This is a genomic window from Asticcacaulis endophyticus, from assembly GCF_014652575.1.
GTDB classification, from domain to species: Bacteria; Pseudomonadota; Alphaproteobacteria; order Caulobacterales; family Caulobacteraceae; genus Asticcacaulis; species Asticcacaulis endophyticus.
Map to the genome: position 1 here is coordinate 492,378 of NZ_BMZB01000002.1, position 14,808 is coordinate 507,185.

At 58.3% G+C, this 14,808-nt stretch carries 13 protein-coding genes; 4 read left to right on the plus strand and 9 right to left on the minus strand.

Translation table 11 applies throughout. The features are described 5' to 3' along the window. Positions 1-83: 83 nt before the first annotated feature. The 6 genes from IE102_RS10675 to IE102_RS10700 all read right to left on the minus strand — a co-directional run bounded on the left by IE102_RS10675 (position 84) and on the right by IE102_RS10700 (position 10,248). Positions 84-1,502, minus strand: a complete 1,419-nt coding sequence (locus tag IE102_RS10675; RefSeq protein ID WP_229807702.1) for a glycoside hydrolase family 28 protein — start codon at positions 1,500-1,502, stop codon at positions 84-86. 11 nt (positions 1,503-1,513) lie between these two features. Beyond that, positions 1,514-2,809 (minus strand): pectate lyase, encoded by a 1,296-nt coding sequence (pelA, locus tag IE102_RS10680; RefSeq protein WP_189486467.1) that lies wholly within the window; start codon positions 2,807-2,809, stop codon positions 1,514-1,516. A gap of 347 nt (positions 2,810-3,156) precedes the next feature. Then, entirely contained in the window at positions 3,157-6,537 is a 3,381-nt protein-coding gene (locus tag IE102_RS10685) for a DUF4450 domain-containing protein (RefSeq protein WP_189486468.1), read from the minus strand. Positions 6,538-6,577: 40 nt separating this feature from the next. Next, positions 6,578-8,848: a hypothetical protein gene (locus tag IE102_RS10690; RefSeq protein ID WP_189486469.1), complete on the minus strand. Its 2,271-nt coding sequence runs from the start codon at positions 8,846-8,848 to the stop codon at positions 6,578-6,580. A 334-nt stretch (positions 8,849-9,182) separates the two neighbouring features. After that, a complete protein-coding gene (locus IE102_RS10695) occupies positions 9,183-9,806 on the minus strand; it encodes a histidine phosphatase family protein (protein ID WP_229807703.1) in 624 nt (207 codons plus the stop codon). A 10-nt stretch (positions 9,807-9,816) separates the two neighbouring features. Then, positions 9,817-10,248 (minus strand): HIT family protein, encoded by a 432-nt coding sequence (locus IE102_RS10700; RefSeq protein WP_189486471.1) that lies wholly within the window; start codon positions 10,246-10,248, stop codon positions 9,817-9,819. Between the two features lie 86 nt (positions 10,249-10,334). Between IE102_RS10700 and crcB the strand changes: the two genes are divergently transcribed. From crcB to IE102_RS10720, 4 genes are all read left to right on the plus strand, one after another. Continuing rightward, on the plus strand, positions 10,335-10,724 hold the full coding sequence (gene crcB, locus IE102_RS10705) for a fluoride efflux transporter CrcB (protein WP_189486472.1): 390 nt from the start codon (positions 10,335-10,337) through the stop codon (positions 10,722-10,724). A gap of 1 nt (position 10,725) precedes the next feature. After that, a complete protein-coding gene (locus IE102_RS10710) occupies positions 10,726-11,733 on the plus strand; it encodes an RluA family pseudouridine synthase (RefSeq protein WP_189486473.1) in 1,008 nt (335 codons plus the stop codon). Between the two features lie 124 nt (positions 11,734-11,857). Next, positions 11,858-12,535, plus strand: coding sequence for an HAD-IA family hydrolase (locus tag IE102_RS10715; protein ID WP_189486474.1), 678 nt, complete (start codon positions 11,858-11,860; stop codon positions 12,533-12,535). 27 nt (positions 12,536-12,562) lie between these two features. Beyond that, on the plus strand, positions 12,563-13,312 hold the full coding sequence (locus IE102_RS10720) for an ATP12 family chaperone protein (RefSeq protein ID WP_189486475.1): 750 nt from the start codon (positions 12,563-12,565) through the stop codon (positions 13,310-13,312). Here the strand turns inward: IE102_RS10720 and IE102_RS10725 are convergent, their stop codons facing one another. The 3 genes from IE102_RS10725 to IE102_RS10735 all read right to left on the minus strand — a co-directional run bounded on the left by IE102_RS10725 (position 13,313) and on the right by IE102_RS10735 (position 14,696). Beyond that, the gene (locus IE102_RS10725) at positions 13,313-13,690 is read right to left on the minus strand and encodes a DUF962 domain-containing protein (RefSeq protein WP_189486476.1); all 378 of its coding nucleotides are present in this window, start codon (positions 13,688-13,690) and stop codon (positions 13,313-13,315) included. Between the two features lie 213 nt (positions 13,691-13,903). Further along, positions 13,904-14,263: a CPCC family cysteine-rich protein gene (locus IE102_RS18095; RefSeq protein WP_189486477.1), complete on the minus strand. Its 360-nt coding sequence runs from the start codon at positions 14,261-14,263 to the stop codon at positions 13,904-13,906. A 10-nt stretch (positions 14,264-14,273) separates the two neighbouring features. Next, positions 14,274-14,696, minus strand: coding sequence for a DUF1801 domain-containing protein (locus tag IE102_RS10735; RefSeq protein WP_189486478.1), 423 nt, complete (start codon positions 14,694-14,696; stop codon positions 14,274-14,276). Between the last annotated feature and the right edge of the window lie 112 nt (positions 14,697-14,808).

A 14,808-nucleotide genomic window follows, 5' to 3' on the forward strand; every position in this document is an offset into this window, starting at 1 on the left:
TTTGACCCATGCCTTTGAGGCGGGTCGTTTGATTTAAGTTCTGTAGTCTGCGCCACCGGTGTCATTCGGCGGCAAACGGGCCGTCAGTTGATGCCCGTAATGTTGTCGGCATTCTCCGTGATGACTTTTCCCCCATTGGTCGTGATGCGGTTACGTGCGAAATGCACGTTGCGGGCGTGACGGATGGTGCCGAACTGCGCGGCCTCCAGATCAAGCCCCTCAAAGTGAATGTTCCTGAGCGGTGCCCCGGCATAGGCTTCAAGCTCGATGGCGGTTTTCAGCCCACGCGCCCTGACGCGGCTGATGTGGATGTCGTGAACCTCCGGCAGGCCCTTATCCTTGGGCACCTGCGTCGTCAGCGTCGTCCAGTAGGATGGGTAATCGGTCAGCCCGTCCGGAATTTTTGCGTAGGAATAGGCCGGAAACCAGTTCAGATTGATGCGGATGCCAGTTTCGGCTTGTTGCACATCAATGTCGCGGATGTGAATGTCCGAGGCCCCGCCACCGCGCGTAGCCGCCGATTTAAACAGGACCCCGTACCTGACCGGCCCGACGACCTTAAGGCCATAGACCCTGACGTTGCGGATGCCGCCCGACGTTTCAGAACCAAACGTGATGCCTGCATAGGCAGTGCGTACCGTCGAATTGCGGATGACGACATTCTCGGTTGGTCGGTTGACCCTCAAACCATCGGCGTCACGTCCGGCCTTAAGGCACAGGGCGTCGTCGTTGGCGTCGATGTCGGCGTTTTCGACCAAAACCGTGTGGGAGGAATCGATGTCCACGCCATCAGTCGACGGGCCCTTACCGTCAACATTGTTGCGCACGATGATGCCGGAAACCTTGACGTTGTTGGAATAGACAACCTGCACCGTCCAGAAGCCGGAGCGGGTCAGCATCAGGCCGCCGCCCAGTTCGATGCGCTCAGAATCATAGATCTGGATCAGGCGCGGGCGCTTGGCGTCATAATCCGCCGCCCAGCGCAGGCCACGGGCTTCGTAATCATAACGGATCGAATTGAAGCGTTCCCAGAACACCTTGCCATTGCCGTCGATGGTGCCTTCGCCGTAAATTTTGATATCGCTTTGGCCATAAACATTGAGCAGGGCCGACGGCCACGACAACTCAATCCCGGCAATGCGGGTCGGCATATCAGGATAGGCCGCAATGTCCTGCGCGCCGATCAGGGTCACGCCCTTATCAAGCCGCAGCGCCATGCCGGATTTCAGAAACAACGATCCGGTCAGATAGATACCGGGTTTCAGCACCAGAGTGCCATGAGCTGTTGCGGTGGCGTCAATAGCCCGTTGCAAAGCGGCGGCATCATTGGTGATGCCATCGCCTTTGGCACCGTAGGCTGAGGCGTGGATAACCGCGTCGGTCAGGCCCTTCGGGGCGTCAATGGCAATGTCATCACCATCGGCGGCGAGTGCTGGCACGCTCAGGCCACAGCCCGTCGCGGCCACCGTAGCGCCGGTCATCTTCAGGAAAAGGCGTCGCACGAAGGGGGCCATTACGGGTGCGCGGCCTTCCATGCCGGATAGGCGTCAATGGCTTTTTGCGGGCTGTTGTCGTACCAGGAATAGCCATTGCGGCGGCCCTTAGAGATTTCGTTGACATCGTTGTGGATGAACTTGCTCCAGTCGCCAAAGATCGGCTTACCGGTTTTGATATCGTAATTGCGCGACCAGATCGGTCCGGCGCCGGATTTGGCGATCAACTTGCGGCCCTCTTCGGGGCTGACCGAGGTAAAAGCGACATCATAAATCGCGTGATCTTTCAGCCACTGAACGCCGGTATGCACCGCCGCTTTGAGTTCGGGCGAGGGGTTGGATTGGCGCATCAGAAACAGCAGGACATCGCTGCTTTCCGCGCTGGCCAGGGAGCGTGGCTCATAGTTACGCGCAGATATGGGCTTTAAGGTCAGGGCATCGACCTGCTGCGGCCAGACGGTCTTTTTGCCGTTCACCACCACCTGCGAGTCCAGAATGATCTTGACGGCGCGCGCGCTGGCGACCCCTGCTTTCTGACGCAGATCAGCGGGCACAAAGGCGAAATCGGCATGGCCTTCGGCCACATCTTCTAAAATATCAGCGGCCTTGGCCACCGCGTTATCATTAAAGGTGATGCCGTCATGGAACCCGCCTTCCAGCGGGTAATTCTGCGGCCAGCCGCCATTGGGATACTGAGCCATCAAAAGATAATTCACGCCTTTGATAATGCTGGCACGATAGACATCACCCTCGGCACCCGGCAATTGCGCCTGAACCTTACCCAAAAAGCGCATTTCGGTTGTGGTGGCGTCGTTATCGAGAGAACCCACGAAGGTCCAGAAGCGATCACGTGGCTCATCAAAGCTACCGGTGCCGACCGTCATGGTCTCGGCATTATTACTATAGCGCTGGCCTTTGAGACGCGGCGGTTTGGTGCGGTCCTGATTTTTGCTCCAGCCGCCGGACGGGGTTTGAAAACTGACAATCGTATCGGCCATGGCGCGGGCCTCAGAGGTGGCATACCAGGCGGCATCTTTATTGAGTGCCATCTTGCCACTACCGGCGGTGGGTGGGGGCGGAGCCACTTCGCCTGCTTGAAGTTCGGCGGCCAGAGTGGCGCGATCAAAGGCCATCTTTTGCTCGGACTTCAGAATATAGGCGCTCCACGCCGCACGGTCCGCCTCAGTCACTTCACCTAGGCGCGTCACACTGACCTCGGGCGCCGGGGTATTGATCCCGATGACCGCCGCCGTGGCGTGCGCTGCAAACGCCATTCCGATTACCGGGATTGCGCCCGACCATCTACCCAGTTTCATTTCCGTCCCTATTATCGGATTATTATTTCAAAAACGATACGTTAGGTCTGAGCGGCTGTAAACGAAAATGCTCGATTTCGACGGATTTTCTGCAAATGTTTTTATTAGTGATTTGGCTGCCTTTTTATAAATGTCTATTTGAAATAAATCGGCACGAATCCTATGATTTGTATGATTAAATATGCTTCGTTGTGATGATGTTATTTCTTATCTCAAGAGGTGGGTGAGGCAGGTTTTGGGATGGCGTGTGGTTTAATTGTGGCGCCGAATCTGCTTTGAATCTGCCCCGCAATGAGCTTTTCGTTCCTATAATTGAAACTATATGCGAATATTGAAACGATGATGCGCTATCTTTCCAGACTGACTCCCATCAGGCCGATGACCACCTCATTGGCGACGGCGCGCACGCTCAGGTTTTTGAGGGTTTTCGACGGATCGAGATCGAGCGCCAACACATTAGCCGCCCCGCCGTCTATCTTTTCGCGATCCTTGCGGCCTTTTGAATCCGCGCCCGGCACCCAGACCTTACCCGTTTTCAGATCGACCCGGACGGGGGCTTCGCCGCACAGGCGGAACTGGTAGTCGTCGATGAAGTAGTCGCGCTCAATCGGCCACCAGTTATCGGGGTTGCGCAGCGTCAGTGTCGCCGTCGTGCCGTCCGTATAGGTGACGGTGACCATGCCGTTGGTGATCCGGCTTTGCATATGGTTGGTCGATCCGGCCATCAGCAGATAGGCGCGTTTGGCTTTGCCGTTCAGCTTGACGCTGACTTCATCAGGGTAGTTGTCCCATAGGGACGCAAAGGCAATGTTGTTGCCCTCACCCGCCGGCGTTTTGAAGTTTAACCCTTTGACCGGCGTGATCTGCCCGCCCGCTGCGCGCAAAGCCCCATCATCAATGTTGGCGGTGGCGTTGACGTGACCGGCCCATGCCCCAATGCCCTGGGCAGGCATGGCCAGCGACACGAACGGTGAGCGCGGGCTGCGGTACTTACCCGGCGTAAAGATCGCCGTGACCTTATCATTGAAGGCCGCGCTGATATCGACCGGCTCAACCGCCGCCGTGCCGTCCGCCCAGACCGGGGCCTTGACCGGACAGGTGGCGGGTGGCGTAGGTTTGGCATCGAGTGCGTACCATTCAAACGTCCCCTGACGCTTCCCGCTGAAAGGTGCCGTGGCCGCAAACGTGGTGGCTTTGGTGCTGTCTATGGCTTGACCCGACCAAACTATGCGTATTTCGGCATGCCCGCCCAGCGGGTTTTCGATGCGCAGTTTCGGCGTGCCGACGCTTTTGAGAGGTGTCCACTGAACCGGCTGGCCGTTGACGGTGACCGCCTCCAAGGCATCCCGGCGGGCAGGGATATCGAGAACCATGCTTTCAAAAGTTTTTCCGGTCTGGCTGACCTGCCACGTCTCAATCTGTCCTTCGCGCTTAAACCCGAACGTCAGGTTCGGGTGGGTCAGGCGGGCATGATCCCATTCGGCCGGAAAACCGGGGGTGAGCGTCAATGTGCGGCTTAAGGCATCGGGCTTGACGCCAAACAGGCCTTCGACCACGGTGCGCGACATGACACCGGCCCCATCGGCAAAGTCGCGCTGGCTCTCGCGGCGATAGACATCGAGGTAGTTCAGGCTGCCGACATTGCCGGGCGCGATGCCCATGAAGAAACTGGCTAATATGCCGCCGCGGGTGATCTCATAGGCCGTATCGGCCCGCCCGGCCTGCCATAGCCCCAGCGCGGTGTGGAGGTTTTCGCCCATGACGACATTGTTGATCGACCAGCTATAGGGCATCCAGTCGGTGCTGGGCAGCATCCGGTAAGGCCGGTCGTTCGGGACATTCGCACCGGTGACGGGCAGGGGCTTGAAACTGCGCTCAATATCGGCGGCCATGCGCGCCGCCTCAAAGGCATCGGGCACGCCGGAATCCATAGTGTGATAGAAGCTCCACACGCCGTAACTGGGGTGCAGCATCTGCTGGCCCAGATAGTCTTTATATTCACCAAACGCGCCGCGATCCTCCATCCACAGGTGGGTTTTCATGGCTTTGGCGATCAGGGTGGCCTCGGCCTCATAGGGGGCGGGGTCTTTGCCGATCAGGCGGGCGAGACGGGCGGCCATGCGGTTGTGATAGAGGTTGTAGGCGGTCGTGTAGGCGACCCCGCCGCCGCTATATTGCACATCATCTGAGGCCCAGATGGCGGCATAGGCTTCATAGAGCGGCAATTTTTCAGTTCCGTTCTTTGGGCCAAACTCACGGCGGAACAGGCGCTGCTCCCACGCCAGATGGCGCTCTAACGCGGGCCAGACTTCGCGGGCGTACTCAAGGTCGCCCGTCCACAGAATATGGCGGAACATGGCGTCGAAAAAGCCGATGTTCATATCATAATGGGTGTTGGACAGGTCGCCATTGGTGTGCAGCCCGACCGGATTGCGGGCCAGATTGGTGGCCTCTTCGGCGGGGGCGACATGATCCGGGATGGCCTGAATATTCTGCTTGCGCGTCCACAGATTCAGGTTCTGGCGCGCCCGGTCGTGCCAGCCCAGGGCATCGAGCGCATAGGGCCCACGCCAGCCCAACAGCCGTGCGCGCCAGGCGATTGCGCCGTGGGTGATGCCGCCGCCGGTGTCATTAACGTCCCACAGGGCATCGGCGGCGACATTTAGCGCGCCCATAGCGGCATCAAGGTGCGGATCAGGCGTTTGCGTGCGGACGCGATTACGCAAAGCCTCAAAATGGCGGCGAGTCAGATTGAACTGGGCGGCGAGGTCTTTGGCCGTAAAGGGCGTGATGGCGGTGACGGTATTGGCAGCCGTGCCGGTATTGCCCGCCGTCACATTGCGGTAGTCGCCCAGTTCAGGCGCGGCCCCTTTGCGGGTGACCTGCACCGTCAGGAACACCGGCTTTTCGGTCAGTTTCAGGTGGCCGACCACGACCTTGGTGGGGGCGTCGGCGGAGGAGGCCAAAAGGGCGGACGGATCGCCCCACTGCGCGGCATCAGCCAGTCGGATTGTAACGGGGGCAGAGACTGTGCCGGTTAGCCCCGCATTTTTGCCATCGGCGGTAAAGCCCTGCTTCGTCAGTCCGTAGCGGGTGTCGGCGGCATATTCCGGCTTGAACTGGAAATATTCGCTGATCGGGACGTTTTCAGTGCCGATGTCGCCGTCGCGTTTACCGCGCACGCCGTTGCCGCCCCCAAACACAAACACCAGTTCCGCACCCTTGGGCAGGCCATGACCGGTCGCGCGTACCGACAGGCCCTCAACCTCATGATAGGCGACGACCTCAAGCTCAATCCGGCCCTTCGCCCCAAGCAGAGGATCACGGATGGTATAAAGCATCTCACCGGGGCGGTAGCGGGTTTCGATCTCCGCGGCATCATTGAACCATTTCACCCCCGCCGATGTGCGCACACCTAAGCGGACATTGCCGCCGCGTCCGGGCAGATAGAGCGAGAACTCCGGCTTATCGCCGGCATCGACGCGAAAGGCGCTATGGCCGCCATAAAGCGCGCGGTTGAAATATTCAGCGCCGTTGCGGATGACGAAATCACTGCCCTCTGGCCGGTAGCGCATCGGGGTCGCCAGTTGCCCCTCAAGGTTCGGCGTCAGGCCGCGCGTCGCCGACGGCACCGCCGACTGCGCCAAAACCGGCGGGCTGTAGCTTAAGGCCGGGGCGGCCAGCAGCAGGCACCACAGGGCGGCGGTCGATCGCAGGTTACGGGGCATTTTGGCATTTCCTCTGGAGTTTTTTTATAATTGACGCGAATTACAGAGACGGGCAGATACCTTCGACCTTGACTTTCCAGTCTTTGGGGAAGCCGGGGGCATGGCCGGTCTGCCCATCCCAACCGCCGGCCATCAGGGCAATCGCCAGCAGCAGCCCGCCATTTGACGGGAAATAGGTTTCCGCCGCCCGCTGATAGCCATGGCCGTCAAGGCCAGCGTTGGTTTGAACGCCGGCACCCGTCGCGGTCGGCACGAACGCGGCGGCATGGGCATCCAGATGCACACGCGGGGTCATGCCACTTGTGCCAAATTTGTTATTTTTGACGTCAAAAAACAGCCAGTCTATGGCCTCATCCGGTGCCCCCAACCGCGTGGCAGTCATGGCCATCATCGGATAGTCCCAGCCCCAGGTCTGACGCAGATCCCAGTCGCGGGTCATCCGGTCGAGGGTTCGGCGCATGGTCGGCTTATCGACATCGCGTCCGGGCAGCCAGCCGAGCGGCATCAGAAACGACATGTGGTCTCGGTTCTGACACGTCTCATCGACGGCGTTCGATTTACACGTCCCCGCCGCCTTATCCCAAAAGCCGGGTTCTGAGCCGACCGGCAGATAAAGCCCATCCTTTTGCGGCAGGTCGGGCCATTTGGACAGCACGGCGTCCCAATCGGCGCGGCGCGGCTTACCCGTTCGTTCCCGCCAGCTTTGGGCCGTCTCGATCCCCCAACGGAAATAGGCCAGTTCAAACATCGGATTGAAGGTGGTCAGCGGCGGGAAGTTTTCCTGTACCGGAATGATCGGCGGACCGAGGCGATAGTGGCCGGATGTTTTATCCAGTACCATGATCGAGGCCAGCAGATCAGCACTGTCTTCGACCAGTTGGCCATAGGTTTTCAGCACCCGCGCGTTGTCGCCCGCACGGTACAGAAGTTCTGACATATAGATCGGGTGCGGCTGCTGCCACAGGATGAAGGGCGAAACCTTGGACGGGCTGTCGGCACCGTCCGGCCCGATCATCTTCGGCCACCACGCGCCTTTGACACCCTGTTCCTTGGCGCGGGTGCGGGCCTTGGGCAGGAAGCTGACATACCAGCCGAGACTTTTCTCCAGCAACTGCGGCCGGCCCCACAGGGCAAAGTGCGCCGAATGCCAGGGATGCATCTCAAGGTGCGACTTACCGTTCCAGCTATTGGAAAACAGCCCTTCTTCCTGCGGCGGGAAGGCCCCTGCAGCATTCACGGCCATCAGATATTGCGACAGGATAATCCGGCGTTCCAGTTCGGTCGCGCGCGGATCGGTGCTGCCCGCCAGCTCGACCATGCCGCCGTTTGACCAGTAGTCGCGCCAGTGACGCTCAACGGCCGCCTTAGCCTCAGTCGGACGGGGCAGATCGAGGACTTCGCTATTGGCAAACAGCGCCGTGACCGTCAGGGTGTTGGCTTTTGACGTGGCGCGGTAGGTATGGGCTTCGGCTTTTTCGACGGACGCACCGGGAGCATGGATGCGGCTGTAATAGACCGTATCATCGATCTGGCGCTTCAGGCGGACATTGCCGGGCGCACGCGAAACTTCAGTCGTAGTGTGGCCATCCGCGTTCGTCCAGTCCGACGGGTCGGGATTGAGCGATTTCGATACACCGGGAAAGCGTACCGTCACGCCCAATCGGCCCTGTGCCACCAAAACCGAGGTGACCTCAGCCATGACCGCATCCTGATCGGCCAGGACGCGGGTCACAACCGTGACGGCCTCGCCATCGTATATAAACCGGCTGGTCAGGGTGCCGGTCCATAGATCCAGCGTCTGATGTGTGTCTTTTATATCCGCGAATTTTGCAGGCGTGCCGTCCCTGGCGCGCAGATCGAGCGACACCCGCCCCAGCGAAAAGCGGTGCGGGTTTTCGCGGATGTAGGCCATGGCCGGATTGGTTGCCGCTTCGGCCCAGTTCTTAATGTAGCCATAGCGGCGGGTGTGGCCATTCACCTCGATCGGGACTTGAGTGTCCGCGACGGTGTAGCCGTTAGGATTAGGAAGGCTGTGCCAGGCCCATTGGGCTTCGGTCAGCAGGGGCGCGATTTTACTGTAGGGCTCGGTGAAGGTCTGAAGGCCGGTGATGTCGGCGGTAAAGCCGGTATTGCCGTTGCCCAGCATCAGGGGGGCATGAGGATCGACTGCCGTCAGAATCGGATTGTGACGCTGAACCAGACGCTGGCGGTCGATTCGTGTGTCGACGGCATGGGCAGGCGCGCTGAGCAGGGGGGCGCTGACCGCCGCGGCGGCCGTCATCATCAGGTGTCGGCGCGAAAGATTCGGCACGGTTGGGTCCTTTTTGTTGCCTCGCGGAGACCAATTACCTTACGGGCCGGTCTCACATTTTTATATTTTGTATCATTATGTGGGTGTCCGTTCCGGTATGCCGGACGGAAGTGCCTAAAATTAGTAAGGTAAGGCAAAAGCCGCATCAAGGCTAAAAACGATCAGATGTGGCTCGAAACTGATCGGAATGGATCAAATCTAGCGTTATCAGGCTCTGATTTTTGCCTGAAAATGATCGCATGGTGAGTTTTTAAATATAAAATGCCTATCATATACGGCAATGGCTTGTCCAAATGCCGCATAAAGATGAAACGCCTGTTTCGGAAATTGACGTCTAAAACCGGCCCATGCTGGTCTGGAGGTTCTGGTGTTGGGATAGCGGTGTGTTGCCGGGGTCAAGCGGCGACATATGCCAGCCATCACCCACCGGCTCAAACCGCACCGGCGAGGCATTGGGGCTGGTGTGCATTTCACCCAGATAGAGCTTGCTGACCACGCGGAACGGGATGCCGTGAAACACAAACAGACTGATTTCGTTATTTTTTCTGTGATCGATCAAAGACGATGACACGCGCGTGAACACGTCGCTCAACGGTTCGGCATCGAGCGGGTAATGGCGACCATCTAGGTCGGCTTGCGGATTCATGATCTCGCCCATATCACGGCGTAAGATCTCGACTTCGGGCAGGGTCAGGCCTTCGAACGCGCCAAAATTGCGCTCGATCAGGCGCGGATCGGTTTCGACCTCCAGCCCCACAGCATGGCCGACTATCTCTGCTGTCTCCCGCGCCCGCGACAGGGGCGAGGTCACGATCTTGGTCAGGCCTTGTCCGGTCAGCAACTGCGCGGCGACTCTGGCCTGTTCTCGGCCAATCTCATTGAGCGCGATGTCGGTTGAGCCTTGCAGTCTTAACGCAGCATTCCAGTCGGTCTGGCCGTGGCGGAGAACGTAAAACACTGAGAATACCTTACAGTTTAGCTTTGATGCGGGAGGCGAGGTCTTTGAGTTCGGCCATATCAGCCATCTGACCCGACGCGTGGGCGCGCGGGGCGGCGTCATCCCAGGCCGGGATGATGTGAAAGTGAATATGAAACACGGTTTGCCCTGCCGCTTCACCATTAAACTGGGCGATGCGGATACCGTCGGGTTCCAGTGCTGATCTGACCGCGCGGCCGATCTTTTGGGTGTGGGCGATCAGGTTTTGCAGGTCTTCGCACCGGATATCAAACAGGTTGCGCGCCGACACCTTGGGGATCACCAGCGTATGGCCCTTGGCCTGCGGAAACGCGTCCATAAAACTCAAAATCCGGGCGTCCTCATAGACCTTGGCGCACGGAATATCGCCGCTTAAAATCTTGGCGAAGATGTTCTTGGGGTCGTAATCACCGTAAAGGCTCATGAAATCGGCTCGTCCATAGGGCAATGAGGTTATATAATCTCTCTAAAGGACTATGCCTTGCGCGCCAAGACAGGTAATGAGAGCGCATGTTGAATTGGGTGCTTATTGCCGTGGGTGGCGCGATTGGCTCGGTCGGGCGGTACGGTCTGGCCCGCCTCAGTGCGCTTTATCTGCCGATGGGCGGCTGGCCCTATGCGACCTTTGCCGCCAATGTGCTGGGTGGGTTGCTGATGGGTGTGTTGATGGCGTTAGTCATGCGCGCGAATGACCCGATGGGTGTCGAGCGTCTGAGGCTGTTTGTTGGCGTAGGTATTTTAGGCGGTTTCACCACCTTTTCGACCTTTTCGCTGGAGGTCGTGCAGATGCTGGAACGGCGCGACTATGTTCTGGCCAGCAGCTATGCGTTATTATCTGTTTTACTGGCGGTGGGGGCCGTCATTGTCGGTCTTTATCTGACCCGAAAGTTTGTGTTTTAAGATGTCGAACGAAGTCAAAACCCTTTATGTCACGGACGGCGAAGACGGCGTGCGCGTCGATAAGTTCTTCAAGCGCCGCTGGCCGCACATCAACCACATTCAGCTCAATAAGCTGCTGCGGTCGGGGCAGGTGCGCGTCGATGGTGGCCGGGTCAAGGCCGATACCCGCCTGAGCACCGGATCGACCGTGCGCGTGCCGCCGCTGCCCGCCGCCCCGTCTGAGGATCAGCAAAAGCGCGAACGGGCGATCTTAAGCCCCCATGAGGTCAAGTACGCCAAGTCGCTGGTGCTCTATGAGGATGAGGACGTTATCGCCATCAACAAACCCGCAGGTCTGGCGGTTCAGGGCGGCACCAAGACTAAGAACCACGTTGATCGCCTGTTGTCGGCGTGGGGTGAAGGGCTGGAGCGTCCGCGTCTGGTCCACCGCCTTGACCGCGATACGTCGGGCGTGTTGCTGCTGGGTAAGACCCCCAATGCCGCGGCCCGTCTGGCCGGAGCGTTTGCCCGTCGTAAAGCCCATAAGACCTACTGGGCGCTGGTGGCGGGTAACCCTAAGCCTGAAGAAGGCTATATCGACACGCCTTTGATCAAAAAGGGCTTTAACGACCGCGAAATCGTCATGCCGGCTGATATCAAAGAGCAGGGCGCCGAGGCGGCTGAGACCGAATATGTCACCATCTCCCGTGCCGGTCCGCGTGTGTCGTGGATGGCCCTGCGCCCTCATACCGGCCGCACCCATCAGCTTCGGGCGCACATGAAGGCGATCGGTCATTCGATCCTGGGCGATCCGAAATATGCCGATGAAAAATCAGGCGAACTGAGCGTCGGCTTAGGTCTGCAACTGCATCACCGCCGGATTGAACTGCCGCACCCGACTCACGGGACGCTGATTGTCGAGGCACCGCTCGATCCGGTGATCGAGGCAGGCTTTGCGCGCTTTGGGTTTACGCCCGATGAAGCCGAGACTGACCCGTTCGCCAAGTCAGGCAAGAAGCGGTCGCGCTAAGCCGGATTGCCGCTGTAATTTGTATGATCATTATTGTGCAATTTTTGCGTTATTTGTAGTTTCAATTTGTCAAATTTGATCTAAATTGATTGTTTAAATACATAATAGATAAAAGTAAGCCCTGATGAGTTTGAAGCTGGCGGTTTTCGATGTGGACGGCACCCTTGTGGACAGCCGCGGTCCGATTTTGCAGGCCCTGACCGAAGGGGCCAAGGCCGTAGGTCTTGAGCCGCCGCCCTACGAAGAGGCACGCCACATTGTCGGCCTGTCGCTGGTTGAGGCCTTGCAACATCTGCGGCCAGAGGCTGATGCGGCTTTAATCGACGCCTATGCTCATGAGTACAAACAGGCGTTTTTGCGCTTTCATGCCGATCCGGATTTCCGTGAAATTCTCTATCCGGGTGCCGAGGCGACCTTATTGCGCCTTAAGGCCGAGGGTTGGCTGATCGGCATGGCGACCGGCAAATCGCGCCGCGGGGTCAACCGCGTGCTGGATGTGTTTGGCTGGCGCGATCTGTTTGATGCCACCTATTGCGGTGATGATGGCCCGTCAAAGCCGCACCCGTTTATGGTGACAGAAAACATGCGTGTGTTGGGGGTTGATGCTGCCCAAACCCTGATGATCGGCGATGCGTCGTTTGATATGCGTATGGCTCGTGAGGCCCGCGCCTATGCCATCGGTGTGTCGTGGGGCTTTCATACGGTTGAGGAACTGGACGCCGCCGGTGCCCACCAGATCGTGCATGATTTCAATGAACTGGATGGCGCATTGAATGCTTTTGAGGCCCGCGCGGTTGCGTAAAACGCCAGGGCATCCTATGTGAAGCCCATGAACGAACCCAAAGATAAACCCGCCAAAGACGCTGATAAAATCGGCTTTCGCCCCAAGCGCTTCTGGAAAGAGGCCGCGTTTGCGCGCACGCCCGAAGGTTTTGCCGTAACGCTGGATGGCCGCCCCGCCAAGACGCCTGCGGGTAAGACTCTGGCCCTGCCCAATTTCGCGTTGGCCGCCAAGGTCGCGGCGGAATGGAATGCGGTCGGTGAGGTGGTTGAATTTAACGACATGCCGCTGACGCGTCTCTCTTACGCCGCTATCGACCGTATGGGCGATACGCTGGAGGAAACGCTGAGTGAAGTCAGCCGTTACGCCGAAACCGACCTGCTGTGCTATCCGGCGGACTATCCGGCGGAGCTGACGGCCCGCGAAGCATCGGGTTGGAACCCAATTCTGGATTGGGCGCACAGTGAACTGGGTCTGCGGTTTGAACAGAACCTGTCGATTGTCCATAAGCCGCAACCGGAAACCACCGTGGCGGCGTTAAAGGAACTGGTGGCGCAGGCGGGCACCTATGAACGGGCCGGGATCATGGCGGCGACGCCGTTGTTTGGGTCGGTCATTCTGGCGCTGGCTTTGTTCAAAGGCCACCTGACGGGCAATGAGGCGCACAGCCTGTCGCGCATAGGCGAGGCGTTTCAAGCTGAGACCTGGGGGGATGATGCCGAAGCCAGCACCCGTGCCGATAATCACCGGGCACAGGCGCAAAGCCTTGAGGACTGGTTTAAGGCGCTTAAGGTCTAACTAGGGCCGGTAATCGTGGTCATGAAAGGCCGCGCGGCGCCGGGCGTCAAGCTGCCCCGTCAGCTTCAGGAAGACCATGTGATAATCGGCCAGTAACGCCCAAAACGGCTGGATGATGTTGCCGGCATCATTGCGTTCCACAAAACTGTGCGCAATCCACGCCAATGCGTAACCGATCACGATCCCGGCCACGAGCGCCATCGGCTTGCCGTCCCAGATAGCGATCAACAGCGATAGCGCCCCTATGGCGCTGGCGACATAATGCATGCCCTTCGCCAACACCGGCCGGTTATGGCTCAGATAGTAGTCGAAGAAGTGATGATAGGATTTAAAGCGCGGTGAGGCGGGGGCCTCTACTTGCAGATTTGGGGTTTCCATCTGTCCTTAGTCCTTGTTTGAGATGCGGATACTTTTGTGGATTCAGTCTTCGTTTGAATGAACAGCGAAGTTATCGGCAGGCTTATGGATTGTGGACTCGCGTTTTATAATACCACGCTATGTATTCAGACGGCAGAGGATTGGGGGGTAACAGTCATCACACCTTTGTGTGCGGTGTTTTGTGACCGTTATCGTCTTATTTTTGAGCTGCGTTTAGTTCTTGTATATGTCAGCCGCCCTCAATAGCTTGCCTAAGTGTCTGGCGTCAGCATGTGATGGTGAAAACTCAATGCTACGCAGGTAATCGATTAAATCTGAGCGTGCTGCGGAGGGTTGCTCGACAATTTTAATGCCTTTGCCGCGATCATACATATGCCCGTGATCAGCAAAATTTGCGTGGGCGGCGGTCAAAGAGTATCGGCCGTTAGGTCCGCCACGAACATCATTGGCGTCGTGATCATCCTGACCGTCATCTTCCCACCAGCAGATCACGCATATTTCGCCGCGTGGTCCACGAGCATTTAATGTCGGAAATTTACAACACGGGCAAAGGGTTGGACGAGGATAAGTCATATCTTAATACTCACAACTTCTCGCCCGGTAACTGGCTGGCCTGTTTGATCCAGTTGGTAAACTGGGCCTCATCGAACGGGCGGTCCTCAAATATGTCGAGATAGCGGACCTCGGCCTGTTTGGATTTACCGGGGGGCGCCGGGTCGAGTGAGGTGCCGCGAAAGAAGGTTACCTTGACGTACTTGGTAAAGCAGTGGAACGCCACGAACCAGTGGTCATCGCGGACACCATAAAACGGCGTATTCCATTTGACGGCCTTATGCACGCCGGGGACGGTCTGTTCGATAAGTGCGTCCAGACGGAGGCCGATATCGCGCTTCCAGTCCGGCATGGCGGCGATATAGGCCTGAACCGGCCCGTCGCCATAGCCTTTGGGGGTTTGCGGATTCCCGCCGGACAGCAGCGCGGGTTTATCGGTTTTTGTCTCGGTCATCAGGGCCTCCCGGTGTAGCGATCCTCATATATAACCACGATATCGCTCACGGACGGTTACAAAACATAATTTCAAATGTGACTGGGTGAGGGGTGGACTTTATCTCGCAGAT

Bases quoted from the DNA above. Each gene is read 5' to 3' on its own strand.
- pelA (WP_189486467.1), bottom strand. From the start codon at position 2,809: ATGAAACTGGGTAGATGGTCGGGCGCAATCCCGGTAATCGGAATGGCG.
- IE102_RS10685 (WP_189486468.1), bottom strand. From the start codon at position 6,537: ATGCCCCGTAACCTGCGATCGACCGCCGCCCTGTGGTGCCTGCTGCTG.
- IE102_RS10700 (WP_189486471.1), bottom strand. From the start codon at position 10,248: ATGAGCCTTTACGGTGATTACGACCCCAAGAACATCTTCGCCAAGATT.
- crcB (WP_189486472.1), top strand. From the start codon at position 10,335: ATGTTGAATTGGGTGCTTATTGCCGTGGGTGGCGCGATTGGCTCGGTC.
- IE102_RS10710 (WP_189486473.1), top strand. From the start codon at position 10,726: ATGTCGAACGAAGTCAAAACCCTTTATGTCACGGACGGCGAAGACGGC.
- IE102_RS10715 (WP_189486474.1), top strand. From the start codon at position 11,858: ATGAGTTTGAAGCTGGCGGTTTTCGATGTGGACGGCACCCTTGTGGAC.
- IE102_RS10720 (WP_189486475.1), top strand. From the start codon at position 12,563: ATGAACGAACCCAAAGATAAACCCGCCAAAGACGCTGATAAAATCGGC.
- IE102_RS10725 (WP_189486476.1), bottom strand. From the start codon at position 13,690: ATGGAAACCCCAAATCTGCAAGTAGAGGCCCCCGCCTCACCGCGCTTT.
- IE102_RS18095 (WP_189486477.1), bottom strand. From the start codon at position 14,263: ATGACTTATCCTCGTCCAACCCTTTGCCCGTGTTGTAAATTTCCGACA.
- IE102_RS10735 (WP_189486478.1), bottom strand. From the start codon at position 14,696: ATGACCGAGACAAAAACCGATAAACCCGCGCTGCTGTCCGGCGGGAAT.